Consider the following 16363-nt stretch of genomic DNA (forward strand, 5'->3'; position numbering starts at 1 on the left):
GTTTAATTTAAGGAAAAAAATGCAATTATTTGTAGACGATCTTACCGTTATTGATTTTTCATACCTGTGTAAGCAGCGCGGTATTGTTGGTGAGAGCTGGATTGTTGACGTACTTCTCGATGGGTCGTTAAATGAAATGAGTATGGTGCTAGATTTTGCCGTGGTAAAAAAGCAAATCAAGGCCATTATTGATGATGCTGTTGACCATAAACTGTTGTTGCCTATTCAAGAGCAAGCATTAACCTTGGCAGAATCGCCGCATAATGACGGTCATCAAACGATAGACTTTATCATTGATGTAGCAAGTTACTATTTACAATCTCCAGCGTGTGCTTTTGCCTCAATTGATTGTTTAACCATCACGATACCTGAGGTGACTAAACACTTAACGGCTATTATTTTGGCGCACTTGCCAGATAACGTAAAAGGTTTGACACTAGTATTGCGTCCTGAAAATATTCCAAGTGATTATTATCATTATACTCATGGCTTAAAGTTACATGATGGTAATTGCCAGCGTATTGCACATGGTCACCGTTCTAAAATACAAATTTTAGTCGATGGCGAAAGAAGCGCTAAGCTAGAAGCAGCTTGGTGTCAGCGCTGGGAAGATATTTATATTGCCAGTGAAGCTGACAGAATTTCTGCCAGCGATATTCAGCTATCAGCTCAAGCAATAAACAATTTAACACCCGATCACCAATATTTTAGTTACCATGCACCTCAAGGTCGATTTGATATCGCCGTCGATAGCAAAGTCCTTGATGTGGTTGATTGTGATTCGACTGTAGAATTATTAGCAGACTTTATTTTAAGACAAATAAAAGCGCAATATAGCGAACTGGCAAATAATGAAGTGAAAGTTATTGCTTATGAAGGCGTCGCTAAAGGGGCAATTGTTCATGGTTAACCCAATAAACAATACCTTTACTAAGACATTGAGCAAAACCTTAATTTCCTTAGCACTTATCACTAGTTTTACTGCCAGCTCTCAAGTATTGGCAGAGCAAGAACAGATAGCATTAACCGGCGAAATTAAGCAGGGCGGTTTACTGGTTGGTAAAACGTTAGCGCAAAATACAGTAACCTTAAATGGTAAAGTGATCACCGTTTCAAAGTCCGGTGATTATACCTTTGGCTTTTCCCGTGACGACAAGCAAAGCTATCAATTAGTGATCACCTCGGTTAATGGTGATCGGGTAGAGAAAACATTAATGCCACAAAAACGTAGTTATAATATTCAGCGTATCGAAGGTATTAAAAAAAGCATCATGCAACCTAACCCAAAATCGGTTGCCAGAGCGAGACAAGACAGCAAGCAGGTTAAAACTGCTCGAAAAGTTGCCAGTTCACTCAACTATTTTGCCCAAGGTTTTATTCCGCCCATTGAAGGGATAATTACAGGCGTATATGGTAGCCAACGTGTTTATAACGGCGTACCTAAAAACCCACACTTTGGTTTAGATTATGCTGGTAACACTGGCGATCCGGTTCAAGCTCCGGCATCTGGTACGGTATTACTTTGGGTACCTGATATGTTTTATTCGGGTGGCACCATGATAATTGATCATGGTCAGGGTGTAAGCTCTACTTTTTTACACTTAAGTAACTCCTATGTAAAACAAGGTGATACTGTTGAACAAGGGCAGGTGGTAGCTGCAGTTGGTAAAAGCGGCAGGGCAACCGGACCTCATTTAGATTGGCGTATAAACTGGTTCAATGTAAAAATTGACCCTGCGCTTGTACTAAAAATACAACCTCTACTTTAACGTTACTCAACATTACTAAAATAACATCTCCTAAGGTCACACTATGGCAGAACATGGCTATTCGCTGCTACGCATCATTATTATCGACAGTTTTTGGCAAGGACAGGTAAACGAACTTGATTTAACTGGTCACACTCAACTTGAAGGGACAAACGGTGCAGGTAAAACCTCGCTAATGCGTTTGTTACCACTTTTTTATGGCATGCGACCTAGTGATATTGTTAGCAAGGTTGACCAAGCAAAAAACTTTGCCGACTTTTATTTACCGCGCGAATCCAGTATTTTAGTGTACGAATACGCAAGACCCTTCGGACAAAAATGCCAAGTATTAGCCACTAGTGATGGCAGAGGTGTGCACTTTAAGTTTATTGATGACGGTTACGACAGTCAGTATTTTATTTCCGGCATTACAGGTAGTAAGGCTAAACCTTTTACTATCAATGAAATAGAAAAAAATTACCGTAATATTGGTAAAGAAAGCTCCAAATTTTTAGGCATAGATAAATACCGTCAAGTTATTCAAAATTTGCGTAGTGGTCGTAAACACAAAGAAATAAGATTACTGCAAAACCGTTTTTCTTTTAGTGAACAGGCATGTCCACATATTGATAAAGTGATTAACGGAACCATAGAAAAAAATCTAGATTTTGAAGCAGTTAAACGTATGTTAGTCGCTATTGCTAGCGATCATCTTGCTCGTGATACCACGGATGAAAAAGAACAGCTCAGTTTAAATAAAGCCGATATTACTAACTGGCTTGCTGATATTCAGGCCAGTCGCGCCATTAAAAAAGTCGCGGATAAAATTTCTGTTTGGCAAAACGATTTCAGCGCCTTTGCTAGTTTAGTCAATAAATTACAACACCTTCACGCTGAAATCATCTCGCATCAAGGACGCCTTGAAATAAAACAGCAAGAAAGAGATGCCCTTAAAAGAAGCAGTATTGAAACACGTAACAAACTCGAAAGAGAATTAGCAAACACCACAGAACAATATCAAAAAGCCTTATTTGATCTCATTGCTAAAATTGAAGCTGATTTAAGTAAAATCGATCTACTTGATGAAGATAAACTTAATTATGATGATGATGATGCTAGTAGTTATCAAATTAAGGCTGAGCAAGCACCACAAATTCAAGCTGAACTGAATGAAGTGATCGCCGTTATTGATGCCTTTGAAGGTAATATTAGTAAAATAGGACAAAAATTCGATAAGCTTATTCAGCAAATGGAAGTAGAAAAGCTTAAAGGCATCAACAGCAATAAAGAAAAATCAGCCCAGATATCGACTCAGTCTAATGATCAATTATCACATATTAATGAAGTATTTCATCAGCAAGAGCACGCGCTTAATGCCCAATTGCATAAAGAAGAGCTTAAGCTGCAGAAAGATCAGCAACAAATACAATATCAAGTAGATACGGCTAACCAACAACTTGCTCAGCCAATAATACCGCAGGAATTAACCGCTGATATAGAAGCGAACATTGTTGCCTTAACGCAAGCTCAACAAAATACTAATCAGTTGGTACAACAAGCCTCTGAATTACAAAAGCAGCAATATCAATTAGAGAAACAGCAAAACCAGCAACTGACACAACGCAGTGAAGTTAATCGTTATCTTGAACAGTTAAAACAAGATTATCACCAGGTTGAATTACAACTGCTGCCGCAAGCCGACTCTTTACATCATTATCTTATTAATGAACCTCAAGCCGCTAATTGGCAAGACACTATTGGTCGTTTGCTTACTACCGAACAATTATCGCGGTCTGATTTAAATCCACAGTGGGTAGAAAGCAGCAATAATGGTAACAACGCACCGGCAAGCCTTTATGGTTTATCAATAGATTTACAACAATTACCTTGTGATGATTCTTTATTTTTAGATGAAGCGCAGCTGCGAGAAAAGCGTCAAGTTATCGAAACTAAGTTACAAACGCAAACAGATAAAATTTCACAGCTTGATGAACAGTTAAAATTTATTGCCAAAGAAATTAATCAACTCAAAGTTACGGTAACTGAACAAGCACAAAGTTTGAATCAGCAACAGCTAACGTTAGGTCAATTAAAAACGCAGCAAGAAAGCTTGGTCGTTAAAAAACAGTTGGCCATTAAAGCACACCGCCAAACGATTGAGGCGCAATTACAAAGCTTTCATCAACAATTAAAAGCACTAGAAAAAAAGCAGCACAGCTTTGAAGAAAATAAAGCAGAGCAATTACGTGAACTGACTAACGACAAGTTAGAAAAAAGTATGGTGGTTGAAAGTGATAGAGACAATCAGGTAACACTATTGTCTGAGCAACTATCAACGCTGCTCAGTAATACCAAACAACGTTTATTGGATCTTAAAAAACAGCAAGCGATTGATATAGAAAAACTTGATCCTGAAGGAGAAGTAGACAAACGTATTTCCACGCGAGTTACTTTAGAAAAAGACTTGCAGCAATGTTCGGTGTTTGCACAAAAGGCGCGCGACTATAACAGCTTTATGAATGAGCGTTATTGTCATCGTGATGCGTTGGCTGAAGAGAATCAAAACAGAAAAATTATCAAACGTAATATAGAAACAAATTATGAAGATAGCCGTATTGAGTTAACAACCAATATAAACGAATTAAAACAGTTAATTAGAAAGAATAATCAAGAAAAACAAGCCACTGATGATTTATTAGTGCAACTCAATGATAATAAACGCTTGTGCGAAATGTCAGCAATTAACAGTGAGCTTTGTGATGAAGAACCAGCCAACCAAGCGGATTTAACCGTTAGTTTTTTCCATGATTATTACCAACAATTTAAAACCATTGAAAAACGATTATCTAGTCAGTTAAATACTTTTAGTGAACGTTTTAGGAAAGATCACTCCGGTAGTGAGCTTTTCGAAAACTGGCAAAAGCTATTACACGACAACGATAACTACTCTGGCGCAACAGCACTGTTTAAATATCGTGAGCCTATTAGCGAGTTATTAAATAGCGCAGACCAAAAGCAGCAAAGTACTTATCAATTGGTGACTGTGAATGCCACCATGATCAACGAGTTTTATCAGCACATCGAAAACTTTGGTCGTAATATAAAACGTATTGGTAAATTGTTATCAACCAAAGTGACTGCATTGGCGCATTTTGAAGCGTTAGCTGATATCAATGTCACCACGGTAATGAAGCAAGAAGAGTTAGATTACTGGGGACCATTGCAAAAATTTGCCGAAGTTTTTGAGCTATATAAAGATCAATTACGTGATGGCCTTGGTGAAGTACCCGATGATTTAGTGTTCGCCATGCAAAAGTTGGCGAGTTATTTACCCAATGAAGGTTTTGTTTTAGCGCACAATAATTTGTTTGATTTAGAATTTACCATTGTCGAAAAAGGCCAAGTGAAACATGCGCGTAATGCTAAGCAACTTAAAAAAGTAAGCTCTACAGGTTTATCTTATTTAGCTATGTTGTCTTTATTTGCTGGTTTGTTAGCTATGTTACGTGGTGACAGTAAACATGCTAGCCAAATAATTTTGCCAGTAGATGAATTAGGTGAACTGGCCGCTGAAAATATTGACCTGTTATTAAAAATGTTTAATGACAACCATATCAGTATGTTATCTGCTTCACCATCGACTGATCGCCATATTTTATCCTTATATAACCGTCATTATAAATTAAAAGACAATAAAATTTACCATGCAGATATTCCACAATCTCGTTTAGATGAGTTATTAGCCCAACGTAATAATAAGACAGCCATTACTCCACAAGAGCCAGAACAAGATCCTGAAAAGGAAACATCAGGGGAGTCAAATCATGTTTAAAGAAAGTATTCGAAAGCTGTTGTGTGGCACGGTAATTTGTCAAACGGCTTATGAAGCAGAATATCTGTACTTAAAAGCAGAAAGTAATAACGATAAAGTGAATGATTTTCTATCAAATTTAGATAGAAAACTCACTTACCTCGACAGTGCTGATGCCTATTATTGTACCTTCAATCAAGTGGATGACAGCAACCATCACGAGCTCAGTATTTTATTTAGTGAAATGCGTAATACCTTTAGACCCTTAGTTGAGTTTTTAGATTTATTGTTAACGGCCACTCAAGCAGATTTACCTATTCGTGCTAAATCAGTACTTAATATCAATGAGTTATTTGAACCTTTTGAACATGATCAAACGCTAAGCGAACAATTACGTCGGTTGACTTCGATAAAGCCTTTCAAAACGAATAAAACAGAAACGCGTGAGCAATTAGTAATGGTTTTTCAAAAACTTGAAGAAATGCATTACTTTGTTCGTAAAAATGCAGGCAGCAGTAGGTATTATGCTACGGCACGTTTTGATTTAATTTACTTACTCATTGAATTCTTAAATGATGCCGAGTTAGTCACTTTACCTGAACAAGAAAAAAGCCAACAAGATGAGCTGCTTTTTTAATGGACGTTTTGATGACAAGTCTTAATGGCAGTTTTAACAAAAGCTTTAATGGAGAACGTTAATGGCTGGTTTTGATTCATCTCAAGTTGCAAGTTTGCTCAGACAAATTGGTGCATACAATGACTTACTCGCTAGTGCCTATGTTTATGGCTCTATAGCAAGTGACGATCAAGATGCTAACACCCTTAGTTTGTTGCATAAATCTGGCTTGATTAGACCTGATGATTCTCCTGGTGAATATCGAGTAACAACCGATCTTAAGCGCATGTTAAATCGACTGATGCGCAAACAATCAAGCTATCGACAACTTACCGATATGGGTAAAGTGATTGATGCGATTGATGAAGTAGCAAAAGATTACGAATTGGCGACAAAGGCCAAAGAGCAAGAAGATGCCGAGTATTATTTAGATCAACTTGATGATTTACTTTACGAAACTAAAGACAGTTTAAACAATAACTTAGATACTATGCATTTTGCTATTGTTAGCCAGTTTGGTTTTGTTAGTAGCTTGTCTAATAAAATACGACAAAATGAACGTTATCTTTCACACGCGCAAAAATTGTTAAATGAACTGCAGCAAATTGACCCGCAAGACTGTTACGAATGGCTAGATTGGGCGTGTCCTAATGAATTCGCCCGTAAAATTTCGAGTTTTGTTTACTGGTATAACCAAATATTACCAAAGCTGCGTTTGATTATTGATAATATGCGCATTAGCTTGTTTCGCTTACGTCGAGATGAAAAGCAGGCCAGTCAATTACGAAACATGGCACGTTTCTTACGTAAACACCCTGAATTTGACCTTGATGAAAACCTTTTTGAACTGCCAAGTTTACCCGAAACACTCAAATATTCGCCGCCGATGCCACTGCGAAGTTATGTTGATACCAAGCAAACAGATATTGAACAACCCTTACTAGAATTGGTACAGTCACTGCGTAAGCAAAGTGTCGTTACCCCAATTAAAACAAGAGTTACAGGTGAAGTTAGCGTAAAACCTATTGAAAGGCTTGCCGCGGAAGAAGATTTTTTTGAGCAACAAACCGAATTATTATTCGAGCACGTGATCATTAATAATAGCGCGGTTTCAGCGTTAAGTTTTTACCAAGAATACCAAGACTCTTGGCTTGATCAGTCACAAAGCATTGCACCCAAAGCCTGGATAGAGTTAGTGTTTAGTTGTTACTGTAAGTTAACCAGCGCACAACAAAATGCACTGAATATAAAAATGAAAGGCGTTGCTGTTACCGGTACCACTGATAATTATCGTTATAGTGATGTAGTTATCGAACTAAGAGGCGAATTAAAAACTGAATTAAGCGCTTAGTTAAAATACTTAACGTTTTTATTAAGTTAGTTTTAAATTGTAGCAAAGGAATGCAAAATGAAAACAGTAATGAATAAACAACTTTATAATTTTACCCAAGATAAATTTCAAAAATATCGACAGGGTGGTCAGATAAAAAATTCAGCTTTAGCAACAAAGCTCTATGAAGAATATAATTTTGGTCAGCTCGATATTAACAAACAATGGTTAAGCTTTACACTCGATAATCTTCTAGCACTGAGTGACGAAATTCAAAGCGCGCTTAGTCTTGATATAAGACAAGACCCTTATCCGATTAAAGAAGATAGACTGACCACCTCAGAAAAATTTCGAAATGAAAAAGACAATAGTTATGCCGTTAGCAAAGATTTTATATTGATCAACAGCCTGTCAGAACTTAACGTTAACCAAAACTGTCATGAAATATCTCCATTAACGTCATTAGGTATGTATATAAAAGCAGATGATATTCAATCTGTTGAACACACATCCATCGTTCTAGTTGAAAACCTTGCCGTAATGGCAAACTTAACCTCGATTAATTTAGCATCCCTTAATAATAAAATTTCCAATACAAATTGCCTTAGTAATAATTTAGATCTAACTCAGGCTTTGTGGCTTTATCGTGGTGATGTTAAAGCGCAGCAAACATCAAATACCAGTTATCAATTTTTCCGTCGCTTTAAGGGAAAAGTACCCTTAGTTTGCTTTAGTGATGTGGATCCAAAAGGTATTGAAATTGCGTTAACCAGCGATGCAGATTATTGGTTAACTATTAAAAATATTGACGACCTTGCCATGCCTTTATCTGGTACTGAACAAGAATGGTATAAGCAGGGCGCTTCAATCTCTTTTTTACAAGAACAGCTGAGCAATATTCCTAGTCAAAAAATTGATTGCTGGGAAAATATATTTTTAAACCTACGAACCTATAGAAAAACGCTTAAACAAGAACACATACTTAAGCACAATGTAGCCTTAGTCTTGATCGAACTAACTTAACAAAATAAACATTGATCTACCTCATCAAAAGGTGCCCATTCAAGGTTAATTAGGCGAGATTAGTAGTAAGATAATCGTCCTAATTTCAAAAAATTAAGAGTTATCATGGTAGTTGATCTAAATAGCCGTTACGGTTTAAACCCTGCTCATAGTGAAGTGGTAGAAGCGTGTAAAATTATTGAGCCGTGCGATACGTTAGATATGGGGTGTTCGAATGGGCGTAATGCTGTGCACCTTGGCCAACTCGGATTTAACGTAACCGCAATAGATGCTAATCCCGGTGCCATTAATATGCTGCAAAGTATTATTAATGAAGAGAAGATGGATAATATTAAGGCTAAGGTATACGACATAAATAATGCAAATTTTGGTGAGGACTATGGATTTATTAGCTGTACCGTAACGTTAATGTTTATGGACCCAACTCGTGTTGATGATATTCTTGCCGATATGCAAAAACGCACTCTTGCAGGTGGTTATAACTTGATTGTTTGCGCCATGAGTACTGAAGAACACCCATGCCCAGTTGGTTTCCCATTTACCCTAAAAACGGATCAATTACGTGAAGCTTATGAAGGATGGGAGCTGATTAAGTATAATGAAGATGTAGGTACTATGCACAATGGCGCTAAATTACAGTTTGCGACTATATTGGCGCGGAAATCTAGCTAAAATTTCAGCAGCATCTATATTAAGTCAGTCGAATAGTAACTAACTTAATCACCAACTCTCATCCAAGCCTCTTTATTGAGGCTTTTTTATATAGTGAATAATGGAAATAGAGTTTCGGGTACTGGTGACACCCGAACTGAGTTCAGATATCCGAATTAGATTATTTTCAATATTTCTATTTAGTGATTAGGTTGATGTAGATCTAATTACGACTCATCGTAGTTAACATGTAAAAGGTAAAGCTATTAAGCGCAGGAAAAATGCAATAAATCAGACTAAACTTATTTATGTAACGTTATAACATGAGGATAGTGATAATGAAAATGGTAGACATCCACAGTGAAATCCAAACAGGTATTATCAATTACCTTTCAGTGCACCCGACCGCATCAGCTTCAGCACAACGTATATGTAATCAGTGGCTTGCCAATGAAAGATACTCTCACAATATTGATCAGGTACAAACGGCAATTAATGGCTTAATTGACCGAGGTGAAATGCATAAACGCTCAGACGCTGATATATACACATTATAGTAAAGGTTGAAACCTTCACGCTGAAAACCGATGCGTTACGGCGCTTGTCCGTACGGATAGCCACATGTCCGATTTATCGAAATATATTAAAAGTTTGCTTATTAGCAAGTTGGTTCTTGAGCTAACATAATAATTCTGTCGATGCGTAATTTTGGTTATTTGGCTCTATACTTTAGATGTATTGATAAAGGATCGAAAAAGTTTGATCCCTAGGAGTTTGGTATGTTTTTAAAAAATAGAAATAACGGCGATATTGTAGATGTAGAAAGACTTTGTGATTTAACTAATTTATTTCATGATAAAATTTTAGGAAGTTACCAAGTAGGTGAAGAATTACAAGATCCACAAGAGTTTAATAAAGTGGATTTAATCTTTCTTTCAGGAGAAGAGCTACCTAAGTGTTGGACGGATCCGAAATATCGAGAGCATAAATAACTACTCAGGTGTGTTAGGGCATTATATTGTCTTCGAGATCTTTAATATATAATCAAGAACCAAAATATTGAGCGATAAATCTATTTTCAAACTGATTCAATTCAATATCAAATACAGCGCTTATTAGTACACAAAGATGATCTACGCTGTTTCCATTTTTAGTAATTGCACCACCACCTAGGTTGCCAATTTACTATTAATGGGCTATTTGATATTTATTGAATTGATAAGTTGTTTGTTAAACAAAATACGTCACCAGCCAAAATTCAATTTTTCTTCGCCATTCAAGTTAACTGAATAAAAATTGATCTACCTCAAGATAATTAAACATAGTTACTGTCTAAAAAACAAGCAGCAAACTAAGATCTTAGTATTCCTTAAATATTTAAAATTTAGGAGGGAATATGAAATATTCAACATTATGTATATTTGCACTCGTTGCAGTTGGCTTATTCAGCTGTGATTTAGGACCTGAATCGCCTAAGGGTTTTAGTTTACCCGAAGGAAATAGTGAAGAAGGCAAAGTTGTCTTTTTAAAATACCAATGTTTAGCATGTCATAGTATAGATGGATTAGAGCCACTACCTGAGGGAAATGATAACTCCGAATTCTCGGTGTACCTTGGTGGAAAAACAACCAAAGTGAAAACTTACGCTGATTTACTTACCTCAGTCATAAATCCATCTCATAAATTTGCAAAAGGCTATAAACTTAACAGTATTCAAACTGAGGGTGTGTCTAAAATGACGGTTTATAACGATGTAATGACAGTCACTGAATTGGTAAACCTAGTAACTTTTTTACAGTCGAGTTATGAATTAACTCCCTTTAGAAGAAGTGATTATCCGTATTATGGTTATAACGAGGGAGTTAAGTAAATCGTATTTATAACTAATTATAAGGAGAATTAAAATGAGTAAATCATTATATCTAGTAGCCGTTGATGGAGGTGAGTGGGGAGAACGTGCTGCTGATCGGGCAATTCATTTAGCTGAAAAAACGCATGCTAAAGTAAAGCTAGTTACTGTGATAGATTGGCCATATTTGCACCCAATGATAATTGAGGGTGCAGCTCCCCCTGTATTAGATAAGGAAGCGGAAGAAATAACAGTTAGGGCGAAAGTATTAACGCCATTGGTAGAAAAATATAATAGCTTAACGCTGAATATTACCACTGAATTACTTTGGGGTGATCCAGCAGTTATATTAAAAGAACAAGTTGAAGATACAAATGCCGTTATGTTATTTGTTGGCCGCCAAGGTAGATCTTGTATTGCTGATACTTTATTTGGAAGTGTAGCGAATAAACTTGCTCATACTGTCGGTATACCAATTGTATTAGTTCCATAATTTTCCTAGTTTAATCTCGACCATAGCTAACCGGTTATCTAACAATTAGTGAGGTTTTTCGATGAATATTACATTTTTGGGTGGTACTGGAACAGTAACCGGTTCAAAATATTTTGTAGAAACAAGTACCACCAATATTTTGGTTGATTGCGGATTATATCAAGGTTATAAATGGCTTCGAGCAAGAAACAGAGAACCATTACCACTAGATTTAAAAAGCTTAGACGCCATAGTGCTTACCCATGCACATCTAGATCATTCAGGATTTATTCCCGCTCTCTATAAACAAGGTTTTCGTGGCCGCGTTTATGCTCATCAAGCTACGATTAGTTTATGCTCTATTTTGCTACCCGATAGTGGTCATATACAAGAAGACGATGCTAAATTTTATGGCAAACACAAAATTAGTAGACATGAAAATCCGGAACCTTTATATGACAAGGCAACAGCCGAGGCATGTCTATCCCTGTTTAAAGCAGTAGACTTCAATGAAGAATTTAAAATTGGTGATATAGACATAGAATTGCAAAGTGCTGGGCACATATTAGGAGCTGCGAGTGTGATCCTAAAAGCTGATGGTAAACGTGTCGGATTTTCAGGTGATGTTGGACGTCCCGATGACATTATCATGTATCCGCCGAAACCACTTCCTGCACTAGATTTATTACTCCTTGAGTCAACTTATGGCAATCGACTACATGATAAGGAAGATGCTTTTGAACAACTTGCTGAAATTGTAAATTCAACAGCTAAAAAAGGAGGCGTACTTTTAATACCGAGTTTTGCTGTGGGAAGAACCGAAGCCGTGCAACATATGCTCGCAACCTTGATGAAAAAAGAACTCATTCCTAAGTTACCTGTTTATCTTGATAGTCCCATGGCGATCAATGTTTTCAATATTTATTGTGAACATTTTGATTTGAATCGGCTAAGCAACGAACAATGCCTTGAAATGTGTAATGTTGCAACGTTCACTAGAACAGTGGACGAATCGAAAGCGTTATCTGAATTGATTATGCCTCATATTATTATAGCCGGTAGTGGCATGGCTACTGGTGGACGAATTTTGCATCATCTGAAACGTTTATTAGATGATTATCGTACTACGGTATTATTCACCGGTTACCTTTCTGGCGGTACCCGAGGGGCCAAAATGTTGGCTGGAAAGGACAATGTAAAAATACATGGCAAGTGGTTACCAGTCAAAGCGAGAGTTGAAGTATTGCATGGATTATCGGGCCATGGTGATTATGAGGATATTACCCAGTGGTTGCAGATTTCGAAATTACATCCCAAAACTAAAGTTCTACTGGTCCACGGTGAGCCAGAAGCCAGTGAATCGATGCGTGACCATTTAATGCAACATACTCAGTTTGATGTTGATGTTGCCAAATATCATGAAATATTACGGCTATAAAATGGGCATGGAAGCAGGGTGGTTAAGTAGTAAAATCATACTTATAACCATGTTTAAATAGGTAAAAATGACAAATAAGTGAGTGTTTTCTGCCTTTGTATTATTAATGTCATCACAGATATCAGGTGTATTTCATGCTGTTAACGAATGAATTTATCATTAAATTAACGACTAAAATTACATTTTAACCATTTATAGCAACTTAGTGTGAAATAGCGAAGCATTGATATTATTGTTATTTTATCAAGTCTAAAACTACAATGTTAAGAATAGATAAATGAAATCGTAACATTGTTGAGATGTGATATTGAGATGTAAACGCAAGACATAGATTCAAAAATGTAAACATGGGTTGATGTAGGATATTACTAATAGTCCAGGCACTGATTACACGTTAGCGTTGTGAAAGTCATTGGAACCATATGTAGTGATAAGAGTTAGAAGTTATAATTAGATAGTTACCAATAAAATATTAGCCACCAGTAAACTGGTTTACACATCAAGTGATGATAACAGCCGTAATCAAGTTGGTAATCAAGACGCAGTGTAAAAAATCATTGTGAAGCAATAATGATAAAATTAAAAATACAGTAGAAAGATTAAATCCAACTTCGTATTTTCAAATTACGCTGAGCTAATGTTATTCAATTGCCAGCTAACTTTTTAGTTAAATCAGCAGTTCAAGGATTTGTTAAAGATTCCATCGTCATGTGTGTGAAAAATAACGAGGTAAGTTACACTAAAATTTATTTCATGCACGTAGCGCACGATTAGAAAATGAGAATTTACCGCTTGAAATACGAAGAGTGAATCTAAAATAAAATTAAAGTGGTATTTTCAAAACTGTATATTTATAAATACTAAATGGCGGAAATGTTCGTATAGCGCTTTAAGACTATATGTTTACGATTAGTGTGCTGACAGTACCAATCTAGTAATAAAGCCTGAACAAGGGTAATCTGAATAAGTAGAGCATAGGAAACACCACCCACTATGTCCGATACTCTTCAGTATTGGACATAGTGGGTATAATGATTTAAACTAGCTTCATCTGCCTTATCTGCTTGGTTTTACAAATAATGTTATTAAATAAGCCTGTCCCTTTATATCCACCATACGTTGATTTATGTGATTTCGATTTTGATGACTATCCTGAGTTAGATAAAATATTTTCATCAAATGAACCCTGGTGGCTTGAACAATTTAATTGGGGAAAGATTTTCCTAACCTATATTGGTAGAAACAAATCTGCACATACATATGAGCGATTTAGAAATGACGTTGAACGTTTTCTTTTGTGGTCATTCATTGAAAAGAAAAAACCAATCGATCAGTTACGTAAATCAGACTTACTTGAATATGCTGACTTTTGTTGGCAACCACCAGTTGACTGGATTGGTACATCAAACCAAGAACGTTTCAAAATAACTAATGGTTATTCTGCAGCTAATGAACTTTGGTTTCCATACAAAATTCAAGCTCCTAAAAGTCTAAAATCTGACTATGTTATTGATAAGAAAAAATATCGTCCATCACAACAAACACTTTCATCAATGTTTACCGCCATTATCGTTTTTTATAACTACTTAATGGCTGAAGATTTTTGTATTGGTAACCCTGCGCAAATTGCTAAAAAAGATTGCCGTCACTTTATAATTGATTCACAAGTAAAAGAAATTAAACGTTTAACCGCTAGTCAATGGCAATATGTTTTAGACACTGCTGTTGCTATGGCTGATGAAGATCCCATGTTTGAACGCAATTTATTTGTTATTGCGGCATTAAAAACTCTCTTTTTAAGGATTTCAGAACTATCTGAGCGACCAAATTGGTCCCCAACAATGGGACACTTTTGGCAAGATGACGATGAAAATTGGTGGCTTAAAGTATTTGGTAAAAGCCGTAAGTTACGTGATATCACCGTTCCTATCGACTTTTTACCCTTTTTAGAGCGTTATCGTTCTTCTCGTGGTTTATTAGGTTTGCCATCAAGTAATGAAAATTCGATTCTTGTTGAAAAAGTACGTGGTCAAGGCGGTATGACATCTCGACATTTACGACGTTTAGTACAAAGTGTTTTTGACCAAGCGCATGAGAATATGCGTAGATCGGAAGGTGAAAATAAGGCTTTAAAATTGAAAGAAGCGTCTGCCCATTGGTTAAGGCATACCGGAGCAAGTATGGAAATTGAACGTGGGCGCCCTCTTAAGGATATTTCTGAAGATCTTGGTCATGCAAGTATGGCAACAACCGATACTGTCTATGTTCAAAGTGAAAACAAGAAACGTGCTGAAAGTGGTAAAAGAAGAAAGGTTGATTAGGTAAGCTTGGCAGCAGCAATCTCAGGTGAATTAACATAGCATTAAATAACGTGACGAATATCGTCAACTAAAACAAGTTGCTATGTAATTATTAACCCGTAATCACCGACAAACTTTATTAGAATTCACGTAGCGTCAGGCTAATATTTATACTAAACACGCCACAAGTACTATTCATAAAGGGATTGGTTGTTAAATATCGTAATTTAAGCAATATAAAATTATCGCTAAAAAACGTATTGATAGTCTAAATAAGCTGCAAAAGAGATGAAATGTATACAGAAATTCATGCTAAAGCGCCCTACTAACATTTCCTTAATTGCAGCGTGATTTATTGAATTAATTCAGATGTTTATAGAATTTTATAAACGATTTTCTGTTGATATACAAAAAAGCCCTAACATCACAGTTAGGGCTTGAATTAATTAGTTAAACTAACACCAGTTTGTCTTGTGCAATTTAATGAAAATTAACCAAAATCTACTTTAATCCTCTTTAATTTAGTTTTCTTTGACGAGCCAATACCGTTAATGCGACTAACATTAACACCATTGTCATTGGCTCTGGTACATCAACAGGAACTGATGAATTAACGATAAAAGATATGTTATTGCTGCTAACGTCGGTGAAAGATGCTCCAAAGTCATCACCAAAGATAACATTAGTTAAACCTAAAATACTTGTTCCAGCGCCAGTAACGTTAAAATTAACACTCGCTAAAACAAATTGGCTCAATCCATCTTGCACTGGTAAAATTTCATCCCACCAAGCATAACTGATTTCAGATAAGGTGACACTTTCAGTCATAATATCAAAAACAGTTTGATCGCTACCAGCAACACCTACATTGAGTTTATTACCAAAACTGCTAGAGACATAATCGATTATTGAATTGTCCCACGACAGCGTAAAATCGAAACTAGCTAATAACTTTTGGAAACCCAAGCCATCTTCTTCAATATCACTGATGATAAAATCTGCAGTTAATACGTCACCAACTTGATAACTGTCTTGATTAAATTCAACAGAAAGTAATGTTGCCTGACTATTGAATGACACTAAAAGCATTGTTAATAACATTATTATTTTTTTCATGGATATTTC

14 protein-coding genes are annotated in these 16363 nt (G+C 36.2%); 13 read left to right on the forward strand and 1 reads right to left on the reverse strand.

Features of this window, described 5'->3' with window-relative positions:
• The first annotated feature begins 19 nt into the window (after nucleotides 1-19).
• The 13 genes from ESZ36_RS18585 (at nucleotide 20) to ESZ36_RS18645 (ending at nucleotide 15259) form a co-directional block, all read left to right on the forward strand.
• Nucleotides 20-910, forward strand: a complete 891-nt coding sequence (locus ESZ36_RS18585; protein ID WP_146790630.1) for a 6-carboxytetrahydropterin synthase — start codon at nucleotides 20-22, stop codon at nucleotides 908-910.
• A complete protein-coding gene (locus ESZ36_RS18590) occupies nucleotides 903-1769 on the forward strand; it encodes a M23 family metallopeptidase (RefSeq protein ID WP_146790632.1) in 867 nt (288 codons plus the stop codon). Before ESZ36_RS18585 ends, ESZ36_RS18590 begins: the two co-directional genes overlap by 8 nt.
• A 43-nt stretch (nucleotides 1770-1812) precedes the next feature.
• On the forward strand, nucleotides 1813-5580 hold the full coding sequence (locus ESZ36_RS18595) for an ATP-binding protein (RefSeq protein ID WP_146790634.1): 3768 nt from the start codon (nucleotides 1813-1815) through the stop codon (nucleotides 5578-5580).
• Nucleotides 5573-6196, forward strand: a complete 624-nt coding sequence (locus ESZ36_RS18600; RefSeq protein WP_146790636.1) for a hypothetical protein — start codon at nucleotides 5573-5575, stop codon at nucleotides 6194-6196. The genes ESZ36_RS18595 and ESZ36_RS18600 overlap by 8 nt, the downstream gene beginning before the upstream one ends.
• Nucleotides 6197-6257: 61 nt before the next feature.
• A complete protein-coding gene (locus ESZ36_RS18605; protein WP_146790638.1) occupies nucleotides 6258-7526 on the forward strand; it encodes a hypothetical protein in 1269 nt (422 codons plus the stop codon).
• A gap of 57 nt (nucleotides 7527-7583) precedes the next feature.
• The gene (locus ESZ36_RS18610) at nucleotides 7584-8528 is read left to right on the forward strand and encodes a DUF7281 domain-containing protein (protein ID WP_146790639.1); all 945 of its coding nucleotides are present in this window, start codon (nucleotides 7584-7586) and stop codon (nucleotides 8526-8528) included.
• Between the two features lie 105 nt (nucleotides 8529-8633).
• Entirely contained in the window at nucleotides 8634-9200 is a 567-nt protein-coding gene (gene tehB / locus ESZ36_RS18615) for a tellurite resistance methyltransferase TehB (protein WP_146790642.1), read from the forward strand.
• Nucleotides 9201-9517: 317 nt separating this feature from the next.
• Nucleotides 9518-9736, forward strand: a complete 219-nt coding sequence (locus tag ESZ36_RS18620) for a hypothetical protein (protein WP_246129170.1) — start codon at nucleotides 9518-9520, stop codon at nucleotides 9734-9736.
• Nucleotides 9737-9958: 222 nt separating this feature from the next.
• Complete coding sequence (locus tag ESZ36_RS18625; RefSeq protein WP_146790645.1) at nucleotides 9959-10171, forward strand: acetyltransferase; 213 nt, start codon at nucleotides 9959-9961, stop codon at nucleotides 10169-10171.
• Nucleotides 10172-10575: 404 nt separating this feature from the next.
• Nucleotides 10576-11049 carry a cytochrome C gene (locus tag ESZ36_RS18630; RefSeq protein WP_146790647.1) on the forward strand — a complete coding sequence of 158 codons (474 nt, stop codon included), beginning with the start codon at nucleotides 10576-10578 and terminating at the stop codon, nucleotides 11047-11049.
• Nucleotides 11050-11083: 34 nt separating this feature from the next.
• Nucleotides 11084-11521, forward strand: coding sequence for a universal stress protein (locus tag ESZ36_RS18635; RefSeq protein ID WP_146790649.1), 438 nt, complete (start codon nucleotides 11084-11086; stop codon nucleotides 11519-11521).
• Between the two features lie 61 nt (nucleotides 11522-11582).
• Nucleotides 11583-12938, forward strand: coding sequence for an MBL fold metallo-hydrolase RNA specificity domain-containing protein (locus ESZ36_RS18640; protein WP_146790651.1), 1356 nt, complete (start codon nucleotides 11583-11585; stop codon nucleotides 12936-12938).
• 1079 nt (nucleotides 12939-14017) lie between these two features.
• Nucleotides 14018-15259: a tyrosine-type recombinase/integrase gene (locus tag ESZ36_RS18645; RefSeq protein ID WP_146790653.1), complete on the forward strand. Its 1242-nt coding sequence runs from the start codon at nucleotides 14018-14020 to the stop codon at nucleotides 15257-15259.
• A gap of 495 nt (nucleotides 15260-15754) precedes the next feature.
• Here the strand turns inward: ESZ36_RS18645 and ESZ36_RS18650 are convergent, their stop codons facing one another.
• Nucleotides 15755-16354 (reverse strand): PEP-CTERM sorting domain-containing protein, encoded by a 600-nt coding sequence (locus ESZ36_RS18650; protein WP_146790655.1) that lies wholly within the window; start codon nucleotides 16352-16354, stop codon nucleotides 15755-15757.
• Nucleotides 16355-16363: the final 9 nt, after the last annotated feature.

Source organism: Colwellia demingiae (assembly GCF_007954275.1).
Classification (GTDB): domain Bacteria; phylum Pseudomonadota; class Gammaproteobacteria; order Enterobacterales; family Alteromonadaceae; genus Colwellia; species Colwellia demingiae.

Coding starts and splice junctions, on each gene's coding strand:
- ESZ36_RS18585 (WP_146790630.1), top strand. CDS start 20: ATGCAATTATTTGTAGACGATCTTACCGTTATTGATTTTTCATACCTG.
- ESZ36_RS18590 (WP_146790632.1), top strand. CDS start 903: ATGGTTAACCCAATAAACAATACCTTTACTAAGACATTGAGCAAAACC.
- ESZ36_RS18595 (WP_146790634.1), top strand. CDS start 1,813: ATGGCAGAACATGGCTATTCGCTGCTACGCATCATTATTATCGACAGT.
- ESZ36_RS18600 (WP_146790636.1), top strand. CDS start 5,573: ATGTTTAAAGAAAGTATTCGAAAGCTGTTGTGTGGCACGGTAATTTGT.
- ESZ36_RS18605 (WP_146790638.1), top strand. CDS start 6,258: ATGGCTGGTTTTGATTCATCTCAAGTTGCAAGTTTGCTCAGACAAATT.
- ESZ36_RS18610 (WP_146790639.1), top strand. CDS start 7,584: ATGAAAACAGTAATGAATAAACAACTTTATAATTTTACCCAAGATAAA.
- tehB (WP_146790642.1), top strand. CDS start 8,634: ATGGTAGTTGATCTAAATAGCCGTTACGGTTTAAACCCTGCTCATAGT.
- ESZ36_RS18620 (WP_246129170.1), top strand. CDS start 9,518: ATGAAAATGGTAGACATCCACAGTGAAATCCAAACAGGTATTATCAAT.
- ESZ36_RS18625 (WP_146790645.1), top strand. CDS start 9,959: ATGTTTTTAAAAAATAGAAATAACGGCGATATTGTAGATGTAGAAAGA.
- ESZ36_RS18630 (WP_146790647.1), top strand. CDS start 10,576: ATGAAATATTCAACATTATGTATATTTGCACTCGTTGCAGTTGGCTTA.
- ESZ36_RS18635 (WP_146790649.1), top strand. CDS start 11,084: ATGAGTAAATCATTATATCTAGTAGCCGTTGATGGAGGTGAGTGGGGA.
- ESZ36_RS18640 (WP_146790651.1), top strand. CDS start 11,583: ATGAATATTACATTTTTGGGTGGTACTGGAACAGTAACCGGTTCAAAA.
- ESZ36_RS18645 (WP_146790653.1), top strand. CDS start 14,018: ATGTTATTAAATAAGCCTGTCCCTTTATATCCACCATACGTTGATTTA.
- ESZ36_RS18650 (WP_146790655.1), bottom strand. CDS start 16,354: ATGAAAAAAATAATAATGTTATTAACAATGCTTTTAGTGTCATTCAAT.